This is a genomic window from Citrobacter sp. wls714 (genome assembly GCF_005281025.1).
GTDB lineage: Bacteria > Pseudomonadota > Gammaproteobacteria > Enterobacterales > Enterobacteriaceae > Citrobacter > Citrobacter werkmanii.
Genome location: NZ_SZWZ01000027.1, coordinates 23,037 through 47,817 on the forward strand (window position 1 = coordinate 23,037; position 24,781 = coordinate 47,817).

At 52.6% G+C, this 24,781-nt stretch carries 21 protein-coding genes and 4 tRNA genes; 20 read left to right on the forward strand and 5 right to left on the reverse strand.

The features are described 5' to 3' along the window. Nucleotides 1-74: 74 nt before the first annotated feature. The 18 genes from rho to FDX11_RS04700 all read left to right on the forward strand — a co-directional run bounded on the left by rho (nucleotide 75) and on the right by FDX11_RS04700 (nucleotide 16,568). Nucleotides 75-1,334 carry a transcription termination factor Rho gene (gene rho / locus FDX11_RS04615; RefSeq protein ID WP_002437993.1) on the forward strand — a complete coding sequence of 420 codons (1,260 nt, stop codon included), beginning with the start codon at nucleotides 75-77 and terminating at the stop codon, nucleotides 1,332-1,334. 238 nt (nucleotides 1,335-1,572) lie between these two features. Next, a complete protein-coding gene (gene wecA, locus FDX11_RS04620) occupies nucleotides 1,573-2,676 on the forward strand; it encodes a UDP-N-acetylglucosamine--undecaprenyl-phosphate N-acetylglucosaminephosphotransferase (RefSeq protein ID WP_042314058.1) in 1,104 nt (367 codons plus the stop codon). 12 nt (nucleotides 2,677-2,688) lie between these two features. Then, nucleotides 2,689-3,735 (forward strand): ECA polysaccharide chain length modulation protein, encoded by a 1,047-nt coding sequence (gene wzzE / locus FDX11_RS04625; RefSeq protein WP_061381059.1) that lies wholly within the window; start codon nucleotides 2,689-2,691, stop codon nucleotides 3,733-3,735. A 55-nt stretch (nucleotides 3,736-3,790) separates the two neighbouring features. Continuing rightward, nucleotides 3,791-4,921 carry a non-hydrolyzing UDP-N-acetylglucosamine 2-epimerase gene (wecB, locus tag FDX11_RS04630; RefSeq protein ID WP_079225755.1) on the forward strand — a complete coding sequence of 377 codons (1,131 nt, stop codon included), beginning with the start codon at nucleotides 3,791-3,793 and terminating at the stop codon, nucleotides 4,919-4,921. Next, the gene (wecC, locus tag FDX11_RS04635) at nucleotides 4,918-6,180 is read left to right on the forward strand and encodes a UDP-N-acetyl-D-mannosamine dehydrogenase (protein ID WP_079225754.1); all 1,263 of its coding nucleotides are present in this window, start codon (nucleotides 4,918-4,920) and stop codon (nucleotides 6,178-6,180) included. Before wecB ends, wecC begins: the two co-directional genes overlap by 4 nt. Beyond that, on the forward strand, nucleotides 6,180-7,247 hold the full coding sequence (gene rffG / locus FDX11_RS04640) for a dTDP-glucose 4,6-dehydratase (RefSeq protein WP_079225753.1): 1,068 nt from the start codon (nucleotides 6,180-6,182) through the stop codon (nucleotides 7,245-7,247). Before wecC ends, rffG begins: the two co-directional genes overlap by 1 nt. Nucleotides 7,248-7,280: 33 nt before the next feature. Continuing rightward, a complete protein-coding gene (gene rfbA, locus FDX11_RS04645; protein WP_042314045.1) occupies nucleotides 7,281-8,162 on the forward strand; it encodes a glucose-1-phosphate thymidylyltransferase RfbA in 882 nt (293 codons plus the stop codon). Continuing rightward, on the forward strand, nucleotides 8,140-8,817 hold the full coding sequence (rffC, locus tag FDX11_RS04650) for a dTDP-4-amino-4,6-dideoxy-D-galactose acyltransferase (protein WP_079225752.1): 678 nt from the start codon (nucleotides 8,140-8,142) through the stop codon (nucleotides 8,815-8,817). The genes rfbA and rffC overlap by 23 nt, the downstream gene beginning before the upstream one ends. 4 nt (nucleotides 8,818-8,821) lie before the next feature. Then, nucleotides 8,822-9,952 carry a dTDP-4-amino-4,6-dideoxygalactose transaminase gene (rffA, locus tag FDX11_RS04655; RefSeq protein WP_137397561.1) on the forward strand — a complete coding sequence of 377 codons (1,131 nt, stop codon included), beginning with the start codon at nucleotides 8,822-8,824 and terminating at the stop codon, nucleotides 9,950-9,952. A 1-nt stretch (nucleotide 9,953) separates the two neighbouring features. Further along, entirely contained in the window at nucleotides 9,954-11,204 is a 1,251-nt protein-coding gene (gene wzxE, locus FDX11_RS04660; protein WP_137397562.1) for a lipid III flippase WzxE, read from the forward strand. Beyond that, nucleotides 11,201-12,280, forward strand: coding sequence for a TDP-N-acetylfucosamine:lipid II N-acetylfucosaminyltransferase (locus FDX11_RS04665; RefSeq protein ID WP_137397563.1), 1,080 nt, complete (start codon nucleotides 11,201-11,203; stop codon nucleotides 12,278-12,280). The genes wzxE and FDX11_RS04665 overlap by 4 nt, the downstream gene beginning before the upstream one ends. Continuing rightward, a complete protein-coding gene (wzyE, locus tag FDX11_RS04670) occupies nucleotides 12,277-13,632 on the forward strand; it encodes an ECA oligosaccharide polymerase (protein ID WP_137361405.1) in 1,356 nt (451 codons plus the stop codon). The genes FDX11_RS04665 and wzyE overlap by 4 nt, the downstream gene beginning before the upstream one ends. Further along, nucleotides 13,632-14,372, forward strand: coding sequence for a lipopolysaccharide N-acetylmannosaminouronosyltransferase (gene wecG / locus FDX11_RS04675; protein WP_137348862.1), 741 nt, complete (start codon nucleotides 13,632-13,634; stop codon nucleotides 14,370-14,372). Before wzyE ends, wecG begins: the two co-directional genes overlap by 1 nt. Before the next feature lie 275 nt (nucleotides 14,373-14,647). Beyond that, nucleotides 14,648-16,033, forward strand: a complete 1,386-nt coding sequence (locus FDX11_RS04680) for an amino acid permease (protein WP_061381052.1) — start codon at nucleotides 14,648-14,650, stop codon at nucleotides 16,031-16,033. Between the two features lie 102 nt (nucleotides 16,034-16,135). Next, a tRNA-Arg gene (locus tag FDX11_RS04685) sits at nucleotides 16,136-16,212 on the forward strand. A 56-nt stretch (nucleotides 16,213-16,268) separates the two neighbouring features. Next, a tRNA-His gene (locus FDX11_RS04690) sits at nucleotides 16,269-16,344 on the forward strand. A 20-nt stretch (nucleotides 16,345-16,364) separates the two neighbouring features. After that, nucleotides 16,365-16,450: transfer RNA gene (locus FDX11_RS04695), tRNA-Leu, on the forward strand. A 41-nt stretch (nucleotides 16,451-16,491) separates the two neighbouring features. Then, a tRNA-Pro gene (locus FDX11_RS04700) sits at nucleotides 16,492-16,568 on the forward strand. Nucleotides 16,569-16,985: 417 nt separating this feature from the next. On the opposite strand, the gene hemY is transcribed toward FDX11_RS04700, so the two are convergent. From hemY to hemC, 4 genes are read right to left on the reverse strand one after another with little or no spacing between them, the layout of a single operon-like run. Beyond that, complete coding sequence (gene hemY, locus FDX11_RS04705; protein ID WP_137348875.1) at nucleotides 16,986-18,185, reverse strand: protoheme IX biogenesis protein HemY; 1,200 nt, start codon at nucleotides 18,183-18,185, stop codon at nucleotides 16,986-16,988. Between the two features lie 2 nt (nucleotides 18,186-18,187). Further along, the gene (gene hemX, locus FDX11_RS04710; protein WP_137397564.1) at nucleotides 18,188-19,363 is read right to left on the reverse strand and encodes a uroporphyrinogen-III C-methyltransferase; all 1,176 of its coding nucleotides are present in this window, start codon (nucleotides 19,361-19,363) and stop codon (nucleotides 18,188-18,190) included. A 21-nt stretch (nucleotides 19,364-19,384) separates the two neighbouring features. Then, nucleotides 19,385-20,125 (reverse strand): uroporphyrinogen-III synthase, encoded by a 741-nt coding sequence (gene hemD, locus FDX11_RS04715; protein WP_042314019.1) that lies wholly within the window; start codon nucleotides 20,123-20,125, stop codon nucleotides 19,385-19,387. Further along, entirely contained in the window at nucleotides 20,122-21,063 is a 942-nt protein-coding gene (gene hemC / locus FDX11_RS04720) for a hydroxymethylbilane synthase (RefSeq protein WP_042314016.1), read from the reverse strand. The genes hemD and hemC overlap by 4 nt, the downstream gene beginning before the upstream one ends. A gap of 395 nt (nucleotides 21,064-21,458) precedes the next feature. On the opposite strand from hemC, the gene cyaA reads away from it, so the two are divergent. After that, nucleotides 21,459-24,005 carry a class I adenylate cyclase gene (gene cyaA, locus FDX11_RS04725; RefSeq protein ID WP_079225747.1) on the forward strand — a complete coding sequence of 849 codons (2,547 nt, stop codon included), beginning with the start codon at nucleotides 21,459-21,461 and terminating at the stop codon, nucleotides 24,003-24,005. A gap of 77 nt (nucleotides 24,006-24,082) precedes the next feature. On the opposite strand, the gene cyaY is transcribed toward cyaA, so the two are convergent. Then, complete coding sequence (gene cyaY / locus FDX11_RS04730) at nucleotides 24,083-24,403, reverse strand: iron donor protein CyaY (RefSeq protein WP_061381051.1); 321 nt, start codon at nucleotides 24,401-24,403, stop codon at nucleotides 24,083-24,085. A gap of 138 nt (nucleotides 24,404-24,541) precedes the next feature. Here cyaY and FDX11_RS04735 point away from each other — a divergent pair, with 138 nt between their 5' ends. Continuing rightward, the gene (locus FDX11_RS04735; RefSeq protein WP_032940199.1) at nucleotides 24,542-24,745 is read left to right on the forward strand and encodes a lipoprotein; all 204 of its coding nucleotides are present in this window, start codon (nucleotides 24,542-24,544) and stop codon (nucleotides 24,743-24,745) included. The last annotated feature ends 36 nt before the right edge of the window (nucleotides 24,746-24,781 follow it).

The window sequence follows — 24,781 nt, forward strand, 5'->3', positions numbered from 1 at the left end:
GCATGGATGACCCTGCCATACCATTCACAACATTAAGTTCGAGATTTACCCCAAGTTTAAGAACTCACACCATTATGAATCTTACCGAATTAAAGAATACGCCGGTTTCTGAGCTGATCACTCTCGGCGAAAATATGGGCCTTGAAAACCTGGCTCGTATGCGCAAGCAGGACATTATTTTTGCCATCCTGAAGCAGCACGCAAAGAGTGGCGAGGATATCTTTGGTGACGGTGTGCTGGAGATATTGCAGGACGGATTTGGTTTCCTCCGCTCTGCAGACAGCTCCTACCTCGCCGGTCCTGATGACATCTACGTTTCTCCCAGCCAAATCCGCCGTTTCAACCTCCGCACTGGTGATACCATTTCTGGTAAGATTCGCCCGCCGAAAGAAGGTGAACGCTACTTTGCGCTGTTGAAAGTTAATGAAGTCAACTACGACAAACCGGAAAACGCCCGTAACAAAATCCTCTTTGAGAACTTAACCCCGCTGCACGCAAACTCTCGTCTGCGTATGGAACGTGGTAACGGTTCTACTGAAGACTTAACGGCGCGCGTACTGGATCTGGCATCGCCGATCGGTCGTGGCCAGCGTGGTCTGATTGTTGCTCCGCCGAAAGCGGGTAAAACCATGCTGCTGCAGAATATCGCGCAGAGCATTGCATACAACCATCCAGACTGTGTGCTGATGGTGCTGCTGATTGACGAACGTCCGGAAGAAGTAACCGAGATGCAGCGTCTGGTGAAAGGTGAAGTGGTTGCGTCTACTTTTGACGAACCAGCATCCCGTCACGTTCAGGTTGCGGAAATGGTCATCGAGAAGGCAAAACGCCTGGTTGAACACAAGAAAGACGTTATCATTCTGCTCGACTCCATCACCCGTCTGGCGCGTGCTTATAACACAGTGGTTCCGGCTTCCGGTAAAGTGCTGACCGGTGGTGTGGACGCTAACGCCCTGCACCGTCCGAAGCGTTTCTTTGGTGCTGCGCGTAACGTGGAAGAGGGCGGCAGCCTGACCATCATCGCAACTGCGCTGATCGATACCGGCTCTAAAATGGATGAAGTTATCTACGAAGAGTTTAAAGGTACCGGCAACATGGAACTGCACCTCTCTCGTAAGATTGCGGAAAAACGCGTCTTCCCGGCTATCGACTACAATCGTTCCGGTACCCGTAAAGAAGAGCTGCTCACCACCCAGGAAGAGCTGCAGAAAATGTGGATCCTGCGCAAAATCATCCATCCGATGGGTGAAATCGACGCCATGGAATTCCTCATTAATAAGCTGGCGATGACCAAGACCAACGACGACTTCTTCGACATGATGAAGCGTTCCTGATCCTGGCATCATCTGAAAACGCCACGTTTTTACGTGGCGTTTTGCTTTTGTAGATGTAATCTTAACGACACAATAACAATAATCCGGTATGACATACCGCCAGGCGAAGAAGTGTTATAATTCGTATTTTGTGGTTAATAATCATACAGAACCACCTGATATGGAATCGGGTTTCTCTTCTGAATATGCGCCTCGATGGTTATACTTCATATATTGATATTCTTTGAGAGCATGTATAGTGAATTTACTGACAGCAAGTACTGATCTCATCAGTATTTTTTTATTCACAACGCTGTTTCTTTTCTTTGCCCGCAAGGTTGCGAAAAAGATAGGATTGGTGGATAAACCCAACTTCCGCAAACGTCATCAGGGACTGATTCCGCTGGTTGGAGGGATCTCGGTTTACGCAGGCATTTGCTTTACATTCCTCATCGCCGATTATTACATCCCGCATGCTACTCTCTACCTGGCCTGTGCCGGGGTACTGGTATTTATCGGTGCCCTGGATGACCGTTTTGATATCAGTGTAAAAATTCGCGCGACCGTCCAGGCCATTATCGGCATCATTATGATGGCGGTTGGTAAGCTCTATCTTTTAAGCCTGGGGTATATTTTTGGTCCCTGGGAGATGGTGCTCGGTCCTTTTGGTTATTTCCTTACCCTTTTTGCCGTCTGGGCGGCGATTAACGCCTTTAATATGGTGGATGGCATTGATGGCCTGTTAGGCGGGTTATCCAGCGTTTCATTTGCCGCGATGGGACTTATCCTGTGGTTTGATGGCCAGACGAGCCTGGCTATCTGGTGTTTTGCCATGATCGCCGCCATTTTGCCTTATATCATGCTGAACCTGGGGATACTCGGACGTCGCTATAAAGTCTTTATGGGCGATGCAGGCAGTACACTGATTGGCTTCACGGTAATTTGGATCCTGCTGGAGACCACACAAGGGAAAACGCATCCTATTAGCCCTGTCACCGCACTGTGGATTATCGCCATTCCGCTAATGGATATGGTGGCGATTATGTATCGTCGCTTACGTAAAGGTATGAGTCCTTTCTCCCCGGATCGCCAACATATTCATCACTTAATTATGCGCGCTGGGTTTACCTCCCGACAGGCTTTTGTCCTGATTACGTTGGCTGCAGCGATTCTGGCTGCTATCGGCGTACTGGCCGAATATTCCCGAGTTGTTCCGGAATGGGTGATGCTGGTGCTCTTTTTACTGGCATTTGTTTTATACGACTTTTGTATTAAACGTGCCTGGAAGGTAGCGAGATTTATCAAACGCTTGAAGCGCAAGCTGCGTAGAAACCGTGAAAGTAAACCAAACTTAACCAAATAAATTGAGGGTACGATGACACAACCATTACCGGGAGAACACGCCGTGAGCGCTGAAAATGAACTGGATATCCGTGGGTTGTTTCGTACCTTGTGGGCAGGGAAGGCGTGGATCGTCGGTATAGCGTTCGCCTTTGCGCTAGCCGCTCTTGCCTATACGTTTTTTGCTCGTCAGGAGTGGAGTGCTACGGCGATTTCAGATAGGCCAACGGTCAATATGTTGGGGGGTTACTATTCTCAACAGCAGTTTTTGCGTAACCTGGATATTAAGGCCAGTCTCGCATCTGCGGACCAGCCGTCGGTGATGGACGAAGCCTACAAAGAATTCATCATGCAGCTTGCCTCCTGGGATACGCGCCGTGAATTCTGGCAGCAGACTGATTACTATAAGCAGCGTATGGTGGGTAACAGTAAAGCCGATGCGGCGATGCTGGACGAACTGATCAATAACATTCAGTTTATGCCTGGCGATGCGATGCGTAATACCAATGACAGTGTGAAACTGATTGCGGAGACGGCTCCTGATGCCAACAATCTGCTGCGTCAGTACGTCGCCTTTGCCAGCCAGCGTGCGGCGCGTCATCTGAACGAAGAGTTAAAAGGGGCCTGGGCTGCACGCACCGTGCAGATGAAGGCGCAGGTTAAGCGCCAGGAAGAAGTGGCGAAATCGATATTCTCCCGCCGTGTTCACAATATTGAGCAGGCACTCAAAATTGCCGAACAGCATAACATTTCTCGTACTTCTACCGATGTTCCTGCTGATGAGTTGCCGGATTCTGAACTGTTCTTGCTTGGACGCCCTATGCTGCAGGCGCGACTCGAAAACCTACAGTCCGTTGGTCCGGACTTTGATCTGGACTACTTCCAAAACCGAGCCATGCTTAACACACTGAACGTTGGGCCAACTCTGGATCCTCGCTTTCAGACATATCGTTATTTGCGTACGCCGGAAGAGCCAGTAAAACGTGACAGCCCTCGCCGTGCCTTCCTGATGATTATGTGGGGCATCGTTGGGGCTCTGATTGGTGCTGGTGTCGCATTAACCCGTCGCCGCACGATTTAGCAATACCGTTGCAGTGAGGGGCTGGGCCCTCACTGCCAATCCGAAGAGAATCGATGTGAAAGTACTGACTGTATTTGGCACGCGACCGGAGGCTATAAAAATGGCTCCTCTGGTTCATGCGTTGGCAAAAGATCCTGATTTTGATGCGAAAGTTTGCGTCACGGCGCAGCATCGGGAGATGCTCGATCAGGTGTTGAACCTCTTTTCCATAGTACCTGATTACGATCTCAATATTATGCAGCCAGGTCAGGGGCTAACAGAAATTACCTGCCGAATCCTTGAAGGATTAAAGCCAATTCTGGCTGATTTCAAACCTGATGTGGTGCTGGTTCACGGTGATACCACGACTACGATTGCCACCAGTTTGGCTGCGTTTTATCAGCGCATCCCGGTGGGGCATGTTGAGGCGGGTTTACGTACCGGCGATCTTTACTCTCCCTGGCCGGAAGAGGCGAACCGTACGCTGACCGGGCGTCTGGCTATGTATCATTTTGCGCCAACAGAAAACTCGCGCCAAAATTTGTTACGGGAAGCTATTCCTGATAATCGTATTTTCGTCACTGGCAATACGGTTATTGATGCGTTGATCTGGGTACGCGACCGCGTACTGGCGAGTGATGCATTGCGGGCGGAACTGGCAGAAAATTACCCTTTCCTGAGCGCTGACAAAAAGATGATCCTGGTGACCGGTCATCGTCGGGAAAGCTTCGGTCGCGGCTTTGAGCAAATTTGCCACGCGCTGGCGGAAATTGCCGCGGCTAATCAGAATGTGCAGATTGTCTACCCGGTACACCTGAATCCTAACGTCAGCGAGCCGGTCAACCGCATCCTGGGTCACGTTGAAAACGTGATTCTGATTGAACCGCAGGACTACATGCCGTTTGTCTGGCTGATGAATCACGCCTGGCTGATCCTGACCGATTCTGGCGGAATTCAGGAGGAAGCTCCGTCTCTGGGGAAACCTGTGCTGGTGATGCGCGAAACAACGGAACGGCCTGAAGCCATTACCGCAGGCACTGTACGTCTGGTGGGAACTGACCCACAGCGTATCGTAGAAGAAGTCACGCGTTTGCTGCATGACGACAATGAATATCAGACCATGAGCCGTGCCCATAACCCATATGGTGACGGGCAGGCGTGTGGCCGTATTTTACACGCGTTAAAAAATAATCGGGTATCGCTATGAGTTTTACGACCATTTCTGTCATTGGGCTGGGTTATATCGGACTGCCAACGGCGGCTGCCTTTGCTTCCCGTCAAAAACATGTAATTGGCGTAGATGTAAATCAACATGCGGTGGATACCATTAATCGCGGCGAAATTCACATTGTTGAGCCCGATCTGGGCGCCGTGGTGAAAACGGCGGTCGAAAACGGATTTCTTCGTGCAACCATCACTCCCGTAGAAGCTGATGCATATCTGATTGCTGTGCCTACCCCATTCAAGGGAGAGCATGAACCCGATATGGTCTACGTTGAAGCTGCGGCTAAGTCTGTCGCGCCGGTGCTGAAAAAAGGCGCATTAGTGATACTTGAATCGACGTCACCTGTCGGGGCAACTGAACAGATGGCCGCATGGCTTGCAGAAATGCGGCCTGACCTGACGTTTCCGCAGCAGGTCGGTGAACAGGCCGATGTGAATATTGCTTATTGCCCGGAGCGCGTGTTGCCAGGCCAGGTCATGGTTGAACTGATTAAAAACGACCGCGTGATCGGAGGGATGACTTCTGTCTGTTCCGCGCGCGCCAGTGAGCTGTATAACATCTTCCTTGAGGGCGAATGTGTCGTAACCAACGCCCGCACCGCGGAAATGTGCAAGCTGACTGAGAATAGCTTCCGCGACGTCAATATCGCCTTCGCTAATGAATTATCGTTAATTTGCGCCGATCAGGGGATTAATGTCTGGGAACTGATTCGCCTGGCAAACCGTCATCCGCGTGTAAATATTCTGCAACCAGGACCGGGCGTTGGTGGGCACTGTATCGCGGTCGATCCGTGGTTTATTGTGGCGCAGAACCCGCAGCAGGCGAAACTGATCCGTACCGCACGCGAGGTTAATGATGGTAAGCCTCATTGGGTCGTTGATCGGGTAAAAGCAGCTGTAGCCGACTGTCTGGCAGATACCAACAAACGGGCCAGCGAAGTGAAAATCGCCTGCTTTGGTTTGGCTTTTAAACCGAATATTGATGATTTGCGTGAAAGTCCGGCGATGGGAATTGCGCAAAGCATCGCGCATTGGCACAAAGGCGAAACATTGGTGGTGGAACCGAATATCCATCAATTGCCGAAAAAACTGGACGGCATTTGCCAACTGGCGACGCTGAACGATGCGCTGGCAAGCGCCGATGTGCTGGTCATGCTGGTCGACCATAATGAATTTAAAGCCATTAAAGGCGATGCGGTTCTTCAGCAGTACATCGTTGATACCAAAGGGGTCTGGCGCTAATGAAACGAATTCTGGTTACCGGTGGCGCGGGGTTTATCGGCTCGGCGGTTGTACGGCATATTATTCATGAGACCCAGGATGCGGTGGTTGTGGTCGATAAGCTGACCTATGCCGGGAATCTGATGTCGCTGGCGCCGGTTGCACAGAATGACCGTTTTGCCTTTGAGAAAGTTGATATCTGCGATCGGGCATCGCTCGACAAGGTGTTTCAACAATACCAGCCAGACTGCGTGATGCATCTGGCGGCAGAAAGCCATGTCGATCGCTCCATTGATGGTCCGACTGCCTTTATCGAAACCAACATTGTGGGAACCTACACGCTGTTGGAAGCGGCGCGCGCTTACTGGAGTGCATTGGCCAGCGAGAAAAAATCGGCGTTTCGCTTCCACCATATCTCAACTGATGAGGTGTATGGCGATCTCCATTCGACGGATGATTTCTTTACTGAAAGCACACCGTATGCGCCGAGTAGTCCTTATTCCGCGTCGAAAGCCAGCAGCGATCATCTGGTACGCGCGTGGTTGCGAACCTATGGCCTGCCAACGCTCATTACCAACTGCTCTAACAACTATGGCCCCTATCATTTCCCGGAAAAACTCATCCCGCTGATGATCCTCAATGCATTGGCTGGGAAACCGCTGCCGGTATACGGCAATGGGCAACAGGTCCGCGACTGGTTGTACGTAGAAGATCATGCCAGGGCGCTCTATTGCGTGGCGACAACGGGCGCGATTGGGGAAACCTATAATATTGGTGGCCACAATGAGCGTAAAAACCTGGACGTTGTCGAAACGGTTTGTAGCCTTTTGGAAGAGCTGGCGCCGCAAAAACCGCAGGGTATTGCACAGTACCGAGACTTGATCACTTTTGTTGACGATCGCCCGGGTCATGATGTGCGGTATGCCATTGACGCGTCGAAAATTTCGCGTGAATTAGGCTGGATACCGCAGGAAACGTTTGAAAGCGGAATGCGCAAAACCGTGCAGTGGTATCTGGATAATCAGGCATGGTGGAAACCCGTGCAGGATGGCAGCTATCAGGGCGAACGTTTAGGTCTGAAGGGCTAACAGCCTGGTTTTGGCTCCCGGAGGAGACAACGCATGAAAGGTATCATTCTGGCGGGGGGCTCAGGTACTCGCCTGTATCCCATTACGCGTGGCGTATCGAAGCAGCTATTGCCCATTTACGATAAGCCGATGATTTACTACCCGCTTTCAGTGCTAATGCTGGCGGGAATTCGCGAAATTCTGATTATTACCACGCCGGAAGATAAAGGTTATTTCCAGCGTTTGTTAGGCGATGGCTCTGAGTTCGGCATTGAACTGCACTATGCCGAGCAACCCAGCCCGGATGGATTAGCGCAGGCATTTATCATTGGTGAAACGTTCCTTAACGGTGAACCGTCATGTCTGGTATTAGGAGATAATATCTTCTTTGGTCAGGGCTTCAGTCCAAAACTACGTCATGTAGCCGCCCGCACAGAAGGTGCGACGGTGTTTGGTTACCAGGTGATGGATCCTGAACGTTTTGGTGTTGTGGAGTTTGACGACAGTTTTCGCGCTATCTCTCTGGAAGAGAAGCCGAAAGCACCGAAATCTAACTGGGCGGTAACCGGCCTTTATTTCTATGACAGTAAAGTGGTGGAATACGCAAAACGCGTGAAACCTTCTGAGCGTGGAGAACTGGAGATTACGTCAATCAATCAGATGTATCTTGATGACGGGCATCTGACGGTAGAATTGCTTGGACGTGGCTTTGCCTGGCTGGATACCGGGACGCATGACAGTTTGATCGAAGCGAGCACGTTTGTGCAGACGGTAGAAAAACGTCAGGGCTTTAAAATAGCCTGTCTGGAAGAGATCGCCTGGCGTAACGGTTGGCTGGATGATGAAGGCGTGAAACGTGCCGCCAGTTCGCTGGCTAAAACGGGGTACGGCCAATATTTGCTGGAGCTGCTTCGTGCTCGTCCGCGCCAGTATTGAGCCGCTTAGCTGGGAAAATACGTTTTTTGGCGTGAATAGCGCCATTATACGTTTTGACCAACACGCGCCGGTTCTGACGGAGGATGCGTTACGTCCCTGGTCGCGGGTACAGGCAAAAATTCCTGCCGCAAATATCCATGAATTAGATGCTTTGCAGCAGTTAGGTTTCTCACTGGTCGAAGGCGAAGTGGATTTTGTGCTGCCAGTGGCATCTACCAGTGGCAACACTGACGCGCAGATTGCTCAAATTACGGATATTCCGGCGTTACGCCGCCTGGCGGAACAAGCGTTCGCGCAAAGCCGTTTTCGCGCCCCGTGGTATGCCGCAGATGCCAGTTCGCGTTTTTATGCACAGTGGATTGAAAATGCGGTGCTAGGGACGTTCGATCATCAATGCCTCGTTTTACGCACGCCGACAGGTGAAATTCGTGGTTATGTCTCGCTGCGCGAACTGAATGCGACCGAGGCGCGAATTGGCCTACTGGCTGGGCGTGGCGCGGGTGAAGAACTAATGCTGGCTGCGCTTTGCTGGGCGCAGGCCCGCGGTAAAACAACATTGCGCGTGGCAACCCAAATGGGTAACACCGCCGCGCTTAAACGTTACATACACAGTGGTGCGAATGTGGAAAGCACCGCGTATTGGTTATACAGGTGACACGATGATTCCATTTAATGCACCGCCGGTGGTGGGTACTGAACTCGATTACATGCAGTCTGCGATGAACAGCGGCAAACTGTGTGGCGACGGCGGCTTTACCCGCCGCTGTCAGCAGTGGCTGGAGCAGCATTTTGGCAGCGAGAAAGTTCTGTTGACGCCATCTTGTACCGCATCGCTTGAGATGGCGGCATTGCTGTTGGACATTCAGCCTGGCGATGAAGTCATCATGCCGAGCTACACATTTGTTTCCACGGCTAACGCATTCGTTTTGCGCGGGGCGAAAATCGTCTTTGTTGATATCCGTCCGGATACCATGAACATTGACGAAACGCTGATTGAAGCGGCTATTACCGACAAAACCCGCGCTATTGTGCCAGTACATTACGCGGGCGTGGCCTGTGAAATGGATACCATTATGGCGCTGGCCGCTAAATATAACCTGTATGTGGTCGAAGATGCGGCTCAGGGCGTGATGTCGACTTATAAAGGTCGGGCGCTGGGGACGATTGGTCACATCGGCTGCTTTAGCTTCCATGAGACTAAAAACTACACCGCAGGCGGTGAAGGTGGCGCGACGCTGATCAATGATAAAAAATTAGTCGAACGTGCCGAGATTATTCGGGAAAAAGGGACGAACCGTAGCCAGTTTTTCCGTGGTCAGGTAGACAAGTATACCTGGCGCGATATCGGCTCCAGCTATCTGATGTCCGATCTGCAGGCTGCCTATCTGTGGGCGCAACTGGAAGCGGCCGACCGTATTAACCAGCAACGTCTGGCGCTGTGGCAAAATTACTATGATGCCCTCGAACCGCTGGCGCGTGCCGGATGTATTGACCTGCCCTCTATACCGGAGGGTTGTGTGCAGAACGCGCATATGTTTTATATCAAGCTGCGCGATATCGACGATCGCACTGCATTAATTAACTTCCTCAAAGAAGCCGAAATTATGGCGGTGTTCCACTATATTCCGCTGCATGATTGCCCGGCTGGCGATAAATTTGGCGTGTTTGCCGGTGTGGATCGTTACACCACCAAAGAGAGCGAGCGTCTGCTACGTTTACCGCTGTTCTATAACCTGTCGCCGGTTAACCAGCGAACGGTAATTTCGACATTACTCAATTACTTCGCCTGATATGTCGCTTGCTAAAGCGTCCTTATGGACGGCGGCCAGTACGCTGGTAAAAATTGGTGCGGGTTTGCTGGTGGTGAAGTTATTGGCCGTCTCCTTTGGCCCGGCAGGTGTGGGTCAGGCGGGTAATTTTCGCCAAATGGTCACTGTGCTGGGCGTATTGGCGGGGGCCGGCATTTTCAACGGCGTCACGAAATACGTTGCGCAGCACCATGACGATCCGGCCCGGCTCCGTAAGGTGGTCGGTACATCTTCCGCAATGGTAATGGGATTTTCTACGCTGATGGCGGCGGTTTTTCTGCTGGCGGCCGCGCCGATCAGTCAGGGGTTGTTTGGCCATACGCATTATCAGGGGCTGGTTCGACTGGTTGCGCTGGTGCAGATGGGCATCGCCTGGGCTAACCTGCTGCTGGCGCTGATGAAAGGCTTCCGCGATGCGGCAGGCAACGCGCTGTCGCTGATTGTGGGTAGCCTGGTGGGCGTAGTAGCTTACTATGGCTGCTATCGCCTGGGGGGCTATGAAGGCGCCTTGCTGGGGCTGGCTCTGGTGCCAGCGCTGGTCGTTATCCCTGCCATCATTATGCTGCTTAAGCGTGGAACTATTCCGCTGCATTACCTGAAGCCCTCGTGGGACCATGGTCTGGCCGGGCAGCTAAGCAAGTTTACGCTGATGGCACTGATTACATCCGTGACGCTGCCTGTGGCATACGTGATGATGCGAAACCTGCTGGCGGCGCAGTACAGTTGGGATGATGTGGGGATCTGGCAGGGAGTCAGCAGTATCTCCGATGCCTATCTGCAATTTATTACCGCCTCATTCAGCGTTTACTTGCTGCCGACGTTGTCGCGGCTGACCGAAAAGCGTGACATTACCCGCGAGGTCATTAAGTCGTTGAAGTTTGTGCTGCCGGCGGTTGCCGCCGCGAGCTTTACCGTTTGGCTATTGCGTGATTTTGCGATCTGGCTGCTCTTTTCCGCAAAATTCACCGCCATGCGCGACCTGTTTGCCTGGCAACTGGTCGGCGATGTACTGAAAGTTGGCGCTTACGTTTTTGGTTATCTGGTGATCGCGAAAGCGTCGTTGCGGTTTTATATTTTGGCTGAAATTAGCCAGTTCATGTTATTGACGGCGTTTGCCCACTGGCTGATCCCGGCACACGGTGCTCTGGGAGCAGCGCAGGCGTATATGGCAACATACATCGTCTATTTTTCTCTTTGTTGTGGCGTGTTTTTACTCTGGCGTAGGCGGGCATGACTGTACTGATTCACGTTCTGGGATCGGATATCCCTCACCATAACCAAACCGTGCTGCGGTTTTTTAACGATTCGCTGGCTGCGACGAGCGAGCACGCGCGCACGTTTATGGTTGCAGGCCAGGATGCTGGATTCAGTGAGAGCTGCCCGGCGTTATCGCTGAGTTTCTACGACGGGAAAAAGGCGCTAGCCCAGGCGGTTATTGCGAAGGCGAAAGCGAATCGCCAGCAGCGCTTCTTCTTTCATGGTCAGTTCAACACCAGCCTGTGGCTGGCGCTGCTGAGCGGGGGAATTAAACCGGAGCAGTTTTACTGGCACATCTGGGGCGCGGATTTATATGAAGTTTCCAGTGGGCTGAAATTCCGCCTGTTTTACCCGATTCGTCGCATGGCGCAGAATCGCGTGGGCTGCGTGTTTGCTACGCGCGGCGATTTACGTTATTTCGCTGGGCAGCATCCGCACGTTCGTGGCGAGCTGCTCTATTTCCCAACGCGGATGGATCCCTCGCTCAATAATCTGAGCAGTGAAAGTCAGCGCAGCGGTAAGATGACGGTGTTGGTTGGCAACTCTGGCGATCGCAGCAATGAGCATATTGCCGCGCTACATGCTGTTCACCAGCAGTTTGGTGATACGGTGAATGTGATAGTGCCGATGGGGTATCCTGCGAATAATACGACCTATATCGATGAGGTTCGTCAGGCGGGTCTGGCACTATTTAGCGCTGATAATTTGCAAATATTGAGCGAAAAACTGGAGTTTGATGCCTATCTGGCACTACTGCGTCAGTGCGATCTGGGCTACTTTATTTTTGCCCGTCAGCAAGGGATCGGCACCCTGTGTTTGTTAATCCAGGCCGGTATCCCGTGCGTGCTCAACCGTGAAAATCCTTTCTGGCAGGATATGGCAGAGCAAAATATCCCGGTCCTGTTTACGACAGATCAACTCAATGAAGGTCTTGTACGCGAAGCGCAGCGCCAACTGGCGTTGGTAGATAAAAATACGATCACCTTCTTTAGCCCGAATTATCTGCAGCCGTGGCATCACGCGCTGCGCATTGCTTCAGGAGAAATCAAATGAGCCTGATGCAATTCAGCGGTCTGCTGGTGGTCTGGCTGCTCTCCACTTTGTTTATCGCCACGCTGACCTGGTTTGAATTCCGCCGCGTGCGTTTTAACTTCAACGTCTTTTTCTCGTTGCTGTTTTTGCTGACGTTCTTCTTCGGATTCCCGCTGACCAGCATCCTGGTGTTCCGTTTTGATGTGGCGGTAGCACCACCGGAGATCCTGCTGCAGGCTTTGCTGTCAGCCGCCTGTTTCTATGCCGTTTACTACGTGACGTATAAAACGCGCTTACGTAAGCGCGTAGAGAATAAGCCGCGCAGGCCGCTATTTACTATCAATCGCGTGGAGGCCCATTTGACCTGGGTTATCCTGATGGCGATTGCGTTGGTGAGCGTGGGCGTCTTCTTTATGCACAATGGGTTCCTGCTGTTCAGACTGCAATCCTACAGCCAGATTTTTTCCAGCGAAGTCTCTGGAGTGGCGTTGAAGCGCTTCTTCTACTTCTTCATTCCGGCAATGTTGGTGGTCTACTTCCTGCGCCAGGACAGCAAAGCGTGGCTGTTCTTCCTGGTAAGCACCGTCGCGTTTGGCTTGTTGACCTATATGATTGTGGGGGGAACGCGCGCCAATATTATTATTGCGTTTGCCATCTTCCTGTTTATCGGCATTATTCGTGGTTGGATTTCGCTGTGGATGCTGGCCGCCGCAGGCGTGTTGGGCATCGTCGGTATGTTCTGGCTGGCGCTGAAACGCTACGGGATGAACGTGAGCGGTGACGAGGCGTTCTATACGTTCCTGTACCTGACTCGTGATACCTTCTCGCCATGGGAAAATCTGGCGCTGTTGCTGCAGAACTACCACAATATTGAGTTCCAGGGGTTGGCGCCGATCGTCCGTGATTTCTATGTCTTTATCCCCTCCTGGCTGTGGCCTGGGCGCCCGAGTATCGTACTCAACTCCGCGAACTACTTTACCTGGGAGGTGTTGAACAACCACTCGGGGCTGGCGATTTCGCCAACGTTAATTGGTTCGCTGGTGGTGATGGGCGGGGCGCTGTTTATACCGTTAGGTGCGATTGTCGTCGGGTTAATCATTAAATGGTTCGACTGGCTATATGAATTAGGTAACCGCGAAACCAATCGCTACAAGGCGGCCATTTTGCACAGTTTCTGTTTTGGCGCCATTTTCAATATGATCGTTTTGGCACGTGAAGGACTGGATTCGTTTGTCTCGCGAGTGGTCTTTTTCCTCGTGATTTTCGGCGTTTGTCTGCTGGTGGCAAAATTGCTGTTCTGGTTATTCGATAGCGCGGGACTTATCCATAAACGAATTAAATCGCTGCCCCGGACACAGATTGAAGGATCGTAATGACAGATAACACAACTGCGCCACTCTATTCGCTGCGCGGGTTACAACTGATTGGCTGGCGCGATATGCAACACGCGCTAAATTACCTGTTTGCCGAAGGACGCCTCAGGCCTGGGACGCTGGTGGCTATCAATGCCGAGAAAATGCTGACGGCAGAAGATAACCCTGAAGTGTGGGATCTGATTAACGCCGCTGAGTTCAAATATGCGGATGGCATTAGCGTGGTGCGTTCGGTGCGTAAAAAATTCCCGCAGGCGCAGGTTTCACGCGTAGCGGGGGCCGATCTCTGGGAAGCGCTAATGGCGAGAGCCGGGCAGGAGGGAACGCCTGTTTTCCTGATTGGCGGCAAGCCTGAGGTTCTGGCGCAAACCGAAGCCAAATTGCGTGCGCAGTGGCATGTGAACATTGTGGGTAGCCAGGACGGTTATTTTACGCCGGAGCAGCGTCAGGAATTGTTTGAGCGTATCCACGCCAGCGGTGCGCAAATTGTGACGGTGGCGATGGGGTCGCCGAAACAAGAAATTTTTATGCGTGATTGCCGGAAGATCCACCCTGAAGCGCTGTATATGGGGGTGGGTGGTACCTACGACGTCTTTACCGGTCACGTTAAGCGGGCGCCTAAACTCTGGCAAAATCTGGGGCTGGAGTGGCTGTATCGCTTACTGTCACAGCCGAGCCGTATCACCCGTCAACTTCGTTTGTTGCGCTATCTCCGTTGGCACTATACCGGCAACCTCTGACGCTCTCTCCTCTGATAAGTAGCGTGATCTGCTAATCACGCTACTTATTCACAACATAATCGCTGCTTTCTCGCACAATCTATTCATTTTTTGAATGCTTTAATTGCCATTTAAGCGATTTTAGGAAACCATTCGCAACAATCATTACAGTGCCGTGGTGTTTTGGCGCCAACCGTTAAGCGGTCGGTGCCGTATGGCCTGTTATGGAATAACAAGATGTACCCATAACGAGAACCGGTAATACCGGACAGCATGCAAACACATCAAGAGGATTTATGGCCGAGAACAAACCTGAGCTACAGCGTGGGCTGGAGGCTCGTCACATCGAATTAATTGCCCTTGGAGGCACTATTGGCGTCGGACTGTTTATGGGCGCCGCCAGTACCCTGAAATGGGCGGGACCTTCGGTCCTGCTGGCGTATATCGTCGCAGGGCTGTTTGTTTTTTTCATTATGCGTTCCATGGGGGAGATGTTATTCCTCGAGCCGGTTGCCGGTTCATTCGCTGTTTACGCGCACCGTTACATGAGTCCTTTCTTTGGCTATCTCACCGCCTGGTCATACTGGTTTATGTGGATGGCGGTAGGGATATCAGAGATTACCGCTATCGGGGTGTACGTACAGTTCTGGTTCCCGGAAATGGCTCAATGGATACCCGCCCTGATTGCTGTCGGGCTGGTTGCGCTGGCAAACCTCGCCGCGGTTCGCCTGTATGGTGAAATTGAATTCTGGTTTGCCATGATCAAAGTGACCACCATCATTGTGATGATCGTCATTGGGTTAGGAGTGATTTTCTTCGGCTTTGGCAATGGCGGCCAGGCGATTGGCTTTGGCAACCTGACCGAGCATGGCGGCTTCTTTGCCGGCGGCTGGAAGGGCTTCCTGACGGCATTGTGTATTGTTGTGGCGTCCTACCAGGGCGTGGAGCTGATCGGCATTACTGCGGGTGAGGCGAAGAACCCCCAGGTCACGCTGCGTAGCGCGGTGGGGAAGGTGCTGTGGCGTATCCTGATTTTCTACGTCGGCGCGATCTTTGTTATCGTCACTATTTTCCCGTGGAACGAGATTGGCAGCAACGGCAGCCCATTTGTGCTCACTTTTGCCAAGATTGGTATTACCGCCGCGGCAGGGATTATTAACTTTGTGGTCCTGACGGCGGCGCTGTCAGGCTGTAACAGCGGCATGTACAGCTGTGGGCGTATGCTCTACGCGTTGGCAAAGAATCGCCAGCTACCTGCTGTTGTTGGAAAAGTATCTCGCCATGGCGTGCCAGTTGCTGGTGTGGCGATTTCTATCGCGATCCTGCTGATTGGTTCGTGCCTGAACTACATCATTCCCAACCCGCAGCGTGTGTTCGTGTATGTTTATAGCGCCAGCGTGCTGCCGGGGATGGTGCCGTGGTTTGTGATCCTGATAAGCCAGCTGCGTTTCCGTCAGGCGCATAAAGCGGCGATCGCCAGTCATCCTTTCCGCTCGATTTTGTTCCCGTGGGCAAATTATTTGACGATGGCGTTCCTGATTTGCGTATTAATCGGCATGTACTTCAATGAAGATACCCGAATGTCGCTGTTTGTTGGCATTATCTTCTTACTGGGCGTGACGCTCATTTATAAGGTTTTTGGCCTGAATCGTCATGGCACAGCCCATAAATTGCGGGAATAAGCGACAAAACGCACAAACCATGACCAAACGATAATTTATTTTAAAAAAGCACTAGACAGAAGACCGAGACCTCCGTAATATCCAGCCCCGCAACGGCGCTAAGCGCCCGTAGCTCAGCTGGATAGAGCGCTGCCCTCCGGAGGCAGAGGTCTCAGGTTCGAATCCTGTCGGGCGCACCATTTAGTTAGGTGCCGGAGCTGCGGTGGTTTTAATACCGCGTAAAAGATTTGCAGTGGTGGCTATAGCTCAGTTGGTAGAGCCCTGGATTGTGATTCCAGTTGTCGTGGGTTCGAATCCCATTAGCCACCCCATTAATTTAAAGTTGTGAAATGCGAAGGTGGCGGAATTGGTAGACGCGCTAGCTTCAGGTGTTAGTGTCCTTAGGATGTGGGGGTTCGAGTCCCCCCCCTCGCACCACGACTTAAAGAATTGAACTAAAAATTCAAAAAGCAGTAAAACGGCGAGTAGCGCAGCTTGGTAGCGCAACTGGTTTGGGACCAGTGGGTCGGAGGTTCGAATCCTCTCTCGCCGACCAATTTTGAACCCCGCTTCGGCGGGGTTTTTTGTTTTCTGATTTCCCTTCACAGCCCTTATTCCCGCGAATTACCTGATGTCTTAAAAAGTTCAAATACCTGGTTTTTGCAGTGCAATCGTGGCATGCGTTGTGCAATAATATACGGGTAGATGCTCATTCCATCTCTTATGTTCGCAATCAGGCCTCATAAACTCAGGAATGATGCAGAGCCGTTTACGGTGCTTATCGTCCACAGACAGATGTCGCTCAGGCCTCATCAAACACCATGGACATAACGTTGAGTGAAGCACCCATTATGTTGTCATACAGACCTGTTTAACGCCTGCTCCTTACCGAGCGGGCGTTTTTTTATGCATCTTGAATGATTTTGTGTAGACGGTAGGCCCGGTAAGCGAAGCGCCACCGGGCAAGAGGGAATTACTGCGGGGGATTGTTGTTCTGCAGCGTCAACATCAGGCCATCACGGCGCATGGTGGCGGCTTCTTCCGGCTGATGCAGTCTGTCCAGCGCGTCAGCAAGCCAGGCGTAGTCGTAGGCGTCCGGGCGCTGTTTGAGCGCAGCACGGAAGGCGAGCGTGGCTTCCTGCCATTCGCCATGCTTCATTAACGATTGCCCCAGCGTGCTCCACAGCAACGGGCGATCGCCAACGGCCTTAATCTGCTGGCGCAACACTTTTTCTATCTGTTCCGGGTTGTTGGTTTTCAGGCGCGGGATCGGCAGCACCAGACGGTCGTCATACTGACGTTTCAGACCATCAATGATGACCTGCTGCGCCGTATCATGATCGTCGCACTCAATCAGATGTTCAGCCATCGCTACCTGCAGGGCAACCTGATGACGGGTTTTACGGTTCTGGTTTTTCCACCAGGCACGTAGTCCCTCACTGCCCTGATCGGCGCGGACCTGATCCATCAAGCCAACCCATGCCTGTTGTTCCAGCATAGCGCGATGCTCTTCATCACCCACATGCGCTTTAGCCATAGATGGAATGATATCCAGTAACGAACTCCATGCGCCGGTGCGAATGTAGGCCTGCTCAGCCAGACGCAGCACTTCCGGATGACGTGGCGTCACCTCCAGCAGCTTGTCTACGCTGTGGCGTGCGGCGTGATTTTCATTACGCGCCAGTTGCAGGCGAACGCGAGCGATTTCTACCGGGATCGTATCATTCCCGGCCAGTTCAGCTGCACGCTCAAGGTGTTGATTCGCGCGCGCTTCATCGCCACGTTGCTGGGCCGCTTCTGCCGCCAGCAGATAATTCACTACCGGTTGTTCAGCATGATCGGCGTTTTTCGACATCAGCTTTTCAACCTGCTGATAATCGCCTTCTGCCAGCTTGAGCAGCGCTTGTTCGGTCTGTTTGCGGGCGCGGCGACGCTTACGGCCGACAAACCATCCGCGGGTATGCGCACCTGTGCGGAAAATTCGGCGCAGCAACCATTCAATCGCAAACAGAACGACCATCGCGACGATCAGGATGATCACCAGGCCCGTCACGCTGGTTTCAATGTTGTAATTATCGGTTTGGATCAGCACGTAGCCCTGATGACCGGCAATCATTGGACCAACGACGATCCCGGCGATCAACAGTACAAAGAGCAATAATACTTTTAGCATCATTATTCTCCTTGCGGCGCGGTTGCCGGATTGTCTGCCGAAGGAGCAGGAGCGGCGGCAACCGGCGCTGTGACAGGCTGCGCCAGTAAATTACGAACACGGGTCTGCATTAATTTGTCGAGAATAGCCTGGCTCTGCAGCGTTTCTGGCACATCCATACTGATGCTTTGTTGGCTCAGCTGGTCTACCTCTTCCAGGAAAGCTTTGGTGGTTGCATCGTCGGTGTCGTAGTAGGCGCGTACCCAGGTGGAGACATTTTCCAGCGCCTGGCGGTATGTCTCTTCCTGATGACGCGGTACGGCCTGGGCGGCTACTAACAGGCGAGAACGAATGTTCTCACGTAAGTAAACGTCCTGGTTCGGTGCCAGCAGCGGGACGGCGGTTTCATCTCGACGGCGAACAGTGATAAAGCTGTCCATAAAACTCTGCCAACTTTTTTGCAGGTTGACGCGCCATTCACTAATTGAGCTGGACAGCTCACTGCTGTCGGAGTCCATCGGTGAATCGTCGGTGTCGTTGTCGGCCAGACGCAGGTTATCTATCTGGTTAGCGAGCTGATTCACTTTCAGGATAATGCCGTCATAGTCGACCTGAGTTACCGCCGAGAGGCTCGCGATATCGTCAGTAATCGCACGACGGGCGGAAATTAAGCTCGGGTCGTTCATATCAGCCAGACTGGCGTCGGCGCTTTTCAGCAACGCCGCTGCGGTGGTAACGTCCTGATCGCTCCATAATTTACGACCGGCCAGTTTTACCAGAAAATCAGCCTGCGCCAGCAGCCATGTCCCGGCATCGCTGCCGGAGATAGTGGCGACTTTTTGCTGAACTTCATCAAGCTGTTTGACCAGTGCGGCCTGCTGGCGAGTGGCTTCATCAAGCTGCGTTGCCTGCTGTTTAATAATGCCTTCCAGCTCAGCTTTTTGGTTTTCTTGCGCTTTTTGCAGCGCCGTCAGCTGGTTCGCCAACGCATCGCTGGTTGCCGTCTGCGTTGTTGCCTGCTGTTTCCCCCAGCCATACAGCCCCACACCTGCTGCCAGCGCAATAGCAATCGCCACCGCGCTCAGAATCAGCGCCGTGCTGTTGTTAGCCTTTTTTTCAGTATTGACTGGCTGTGCTGTGGTTTCCACGGCCTCCCTGGTCTCTTCAACCACGGCGGAGGATTTTTCTTGTTCCGTCATTATGGCATCCCATTATGAGAGTTATTGTAATGCGCGTAGTAGCGCATCGTTGTCGGCGTTATCAGCGACCTTAATATCTTGCCAGCCCAGTTCCCGGGCGAGGTGCGCCAGACGCTCACTGACGACCAGCAGCCGACAGCGTAGTAACCAGTGCTCACGATACCACTGCGGAATGAGCGACCAGAGCTGTTGTAACATCTCTCCGCTGGTGACCACCACCGTGGTCACGCCGCGAGATTGCCAGCGCATTGCTTCTTCCGCACCATCGTAATTTTTTGCACTGCGTTGATAACATTCACAAAAATCAACATCGGCTCCGCGCGCCGTCAGGGTTTCACCTATCAGTTCCCGACCGCCGTTGCCGCGTAAAATAAGCGCGCGTTTTCCCGCAATATTTTGTAATTCAGGTAATTGTAGCAAGACTTCGCTGATTTCCCGATCCAGAGGATAGTGAATATTGCAGCCGCTAACAGTATGCAGCGCCAGCGCCGTTGTGCGGCCAATGGCAAAATAATGCGGAAGGGAAGGCCAGCTTTTCCCTTGTTGCTGAAGTTCGGCATCGGCAAAGGTGACAGCGTGCTGCGAGAGGGCAAAAACCAGATCGTTATCCGTCAACGCCGACAGTCGGGAGGCGAGTGTTGCCAGTTCCCGACCCGGGGAAAACTCGATGAGCGGAAAACTCCAGGCCACCTGCCCCAGTGTGCGCAGACGGCTCACTAACTCTTCCCCTGCGGGAGACGGGCGGGTGACCAGAATACTCATGCGGGTGCTTCTCCGTTATAAACTTCAGCCAGAATGGCGCGCGCACCGTTTTCCAGTAGCTCTTCTGCCAGAGAGATGCCCATCTTTTCTGCATCCTGCGGGGCGCCGCGACGTTCTCCGCATACCATCTGCGATCCGTCAGGCGCGCCGACCAGCGCGCGTAGCCAAATCTCACCGTTGATGAGTTCGGCATAGCTGCCGATAGGTACCTGACATCCCCCTTCGAGGCGGGTGTTCATGGCGCGTTCGGCTGTTACGCGTAGTGCGGTCTCTTCATGATTGAGCGGCGCTAACAGCGCCTGAGTGCGCATATCGTCCAGTCGGCACTCTATGCCAACAGCGCCTTGCCCGACTGCGGGCAAGGAGACTTCCGGCGGCAGTGCGGTACGGACTCGCGACTCAAGCCCTAAACGTTTTAACCCGGCCACCGCCAGGATAATGGCGTCATAATCGCCGTTATCGAGTTTGCCGAGGCGCGTACCAACGTTACCGCGCAGCGAACGGATGACGAGATCCGGGCGACGCTTTGCCAACTGGCACTGGCGACGCAAACTGGATGTCCCGACAATACTACCCGCGGGAAGGTCATCCAACGTGTTGTACTTATTTGAGACGAAAGCATCACGCGGATCCTCTCGCTCGCAAATGGTGACCAGTCCAAGACCGTCAGGGAATTCAACCGGCACATCCTTCATGGAATGCACGGCGATATCGGCGCGTTTTTCCAGCAGCGCGACTTCCAGCTCTTTAACAAACAACCCTTTCCCTCCGACCTTCGCCAGCGGGGTATCAAGGATCACATCGCCACGGGTTACCATAGGAACCAGTTCCACGATCAGACCGGGGTGATTTGCCATTAAAGCGTCTTTGACATAATGTGCCTGCCAGAGCGCAAGGGGGCTTTGGCGTGTGGCAATTCTCAAAACATTGTCTAACATGCTTGTTACCGTCATTATCAATCATTGACCATCCTAACATCCTTATCAAAGGGATGTCAGCGTTACGCTCAAACGTAAGTGAGAGGAAAAGCTGCTGCATCATCAGTGGCAGTGAATAATGACGAGAAACCTTCCGACCGTATGAAGGAATTTACACGTAACGAACGGTGCTACACTTGTATGTAGCGCATCTTTCTTTACGGTCAATGAGCAAGGTGTTAAATTGATCACGTTTTAGACCATTTTTTCGGCTGTACCGCACAAAAAAATACGGGCGAAAAACAGGTAACGGTTATTTTTGACATACGGTTTATCCGAATTGATGACGATTAATTGTGAGCGCTTGCGCCGCAGCAATCGACAACATGACGGATAGCAACATCAGGCGATACGTCTTGTACCTCTATATTGAGACTCTGAAACAGAGACTGGATGCCATAAATCAACTGCGTGTGGATCGCGCGCTTGCTGCCATGGGACCTGCTTTCCAGCAGGTATACAGTCTGCTGCCGACATTATTGCACTACCACCACCCTCTGATGCCGGGTTACCTCGATGGTAACGTTCCCAAAGGCATATGCTTTTACACGCCTGATGAAACCCAACGCCACTACCTCAACGAACTGGAACTGTACCGCGGCATGTCACCGCAGGAACCTCCCAAGGGCGAACTGCCGATCACTGGCGTTTACTCAATGGGCAGTACCTCTTCGGTAGGGCAAAGCTGTTCTTCCGACCTTGATATCTGGGTCTGCCACCAATCCTGGCTGGATAGCGAAGAGCGCCAGCTGTTGCAGCGTAAATGTAGCCTGCTCGAAAGCTGGGCCGCTTCGCTGGGCGTGGAAGTCAGTTTCTTCCTGATTGATGAAAACCGTTTCCGTCACAATGAAAGCGGCAGTCTCGGTGGTGAAGACTGTGGCTCGACGCAGCATATCCTGTTGCTTGATGAATTCTATCGCACCGCTGTGCGCCTCGCGGGCAAACGTATTCTGTGGAATATGGTGCCGGGCGACGAAGAAGAGCATTACGACGATTACGTCATGAAGCTCTACGCACAGGGGGTGTTAACGCCAAACGAATGGCTGGATCTCGGCGGACTCAGTTCGCTCTCCGCCGAAGAGTACTTTGGCGCCAGCCTCTGGCAGCTGTACAAAAGTATCGATTCCCCGTACAAAGCAGTGCTAAAGACGCTGCTGCTGGAAGCCTATTCCTGGGAATATCCCAATCCTCGCCTGTTGGCGAAAGACATTAAACAGCGCCTGCACGATGGCGAGATCGTCTCTTTTGGTCTCGATCCCTACTGCATGATGCTGGAGCGCGTTACCGAATATCTTACGGCGATCGAAGACCCGACGCGTCTGGATTTAGTGCGTCGATGTTTCTACTTAAAAGTATGTGAGAAACTGAGCCGCGAGCGCGCCTGCGTGGGCTGGCGTCGTGAAGTATTAAGTCAGTTAGTGCAGGAATGGGGCTGGGACGAAGCTCGTCTGACAATGCTGGATAACCGCGCTAACTGGAAGATTGATCAGGTACGTGAAGCGCATAACGAACTGCTTGATGCGATGATGCAGAGCTATCGTAATCTGATCCGCTTTGCGCGGCGCAATAACCTCAGCGTTAGCGCCAGTCCGCAGGATATCGGTGTGCTGACCCGTAAGCTGTATGCCGCGTTTGAAGCGTTGCCGGGCAAGGTAACGCTGGTGAACCCGCAAATATCTCCGGACCTCTCAGAACCGAACCTGACCTTTATCCATGTGCCGCCGGGCCGCGCCAACCGTTCGGGTTGGTATCTCTACAACCGTGCGCCGAATATGGATTCGATCATCAGCCATCAGCCGCTGGAATATAACCGCTATCTCAATAAACTGGTGGCGTGGGCCTGGTTCAACGGTCTGCTGACATCGCGTACGCATTTGTTTATTAAAGGCAACGGCATTGTCGATTTGCCGAAGTTGCAGGAGATGGTCGCCGATGTATCGCACCACTTCCCGCTGCGCCTGCCGGCACCCACGCCGAAAGCGCTCTACAGCCCGTGTGAAATTCGCCATCTGGCGATTATCGTTAACCTTGAATATGACCCAACGGCCGCATTCCGTAATCAGGTGGTGCATTTTGATTTCCGCAAGCTGGACGTCTTCAGCTTTGGCGAAGAGCAAAATTGCCTGGTAGGAAGCGTCGACCTGCTGTATCGCAACTCGTGGAATGAAGTCCGTACGCTGCACTTCAACGGCGAGCAGGCAATGATTGAAGCGTTAAAAACAATTCTGGGCAAAATGCACCAGGATGCCGCGCCGCCGGATAGCGTCGAAGTGTTCTGCTATAGCCAGCATCTGCGTGGATTAATCCGTACCCGCGTGCAGCAACTGGTCTCTGAGTGTATCGAGCTGCGCCTTTCCAGCACCCGCCAGGAAACCGGGCGCTTCAAAGCGCTGCGCGTGTCTGGTCAGACGTGGGGACTGTTCTTCGAGCGTCTGAACGTATCGGTACAGAAACTGGAAAACGCCATCGAATTCTACGGTGCGATTTCACACAACAAACTGCACGGCCTTTCCGTCCAGGTTGAAACGAACCATGTGAAACTCCCTTCTGTGGTGGACGGCTTTGCCAGTGAAGGGATCATTCAGTTCTTTTTCGAAGAAACGGGCGATGAGCAGGGCTTTAATATTTATATACTGGATGAGAGTAACCGTGCGGAGGTGTATCACCACTGCGAGGGAAGCAAAGAAGAGCTGGTACGTGATGTCAGCCGCTTCTATTCATCGTCGCACGATCGCTTTACCTACGGCTCCAGCTTCATCAACTTTAACCTGCCGCAGTTCTATCAGATTGTGAAAACCGACGGACGTGCGCAGGTGATTCCGTTCCGTACCCAGCCGCTCAACCCAGTCCCGCCAGCTAATCAGGATAACGACACGCCGATGTTGCAGCAGTATTTCTCCTGAGGCTTTTCGCCCGGTGGCGGCTACGCCTTACCGGGCCTACAGTAGGCCGGATAAGCACATCTCATCCGGCAAATAAATCAACGGAAGCTCACCTTTTCTCCCGACTGCTGCGTTGCTGCCTGCTCCAGCAAATCCCAGAACGTTTCGCCGCTACGGTCGCAGATCCACTCGTCGCCTTTCAGGTCAAAGTGGTAGCCGCCCTGTTTGGTCGCCAGCCACACCTGGTGCAGCGGCTCCTGACGGTTAATAATGATTTTGCTGCCGTTTTCGAAGCTGATGGTCAGCACGCCGCCATTGATCTCACAATCGATATCGCTGTCGCCATCCCAGTCGTCCAGACGCTCCTCAATGGTCATCCACAGGGTGTCAGCAAGGCGATGAAATTCACTGTCGTTCATTTTCTTATCCTGTTTTTCGTGATGAGGGCAGTATAACCTGAAACAAAACGCGTTGCAGATTACAGGCTAACTCTTGCTTTTACGCCTTCTCCTGCGATGATAGAAAACAGAAAGCATGAACTTTACAGGCAATCCATAATGAAAAACGTGTTAAAGCCACTCGCTGTCATTTTAACTCTGTTCAGCCTGACGGGCTGTGGGCTAAAAGGCCCGCTCTATTTCCCGCCAGCAGATAAAACCGCGCCGCCTCCGACCAAGAGCGTTCAGCCGCAATCGCAATCCACCACGCCCGAGAAAAACGATCGTGGGATTAGCGACGGCCCTTCTCAGGTGAATTACTGACGGCAGGAATAGATTTACATTTCTGTACCCGCGTGA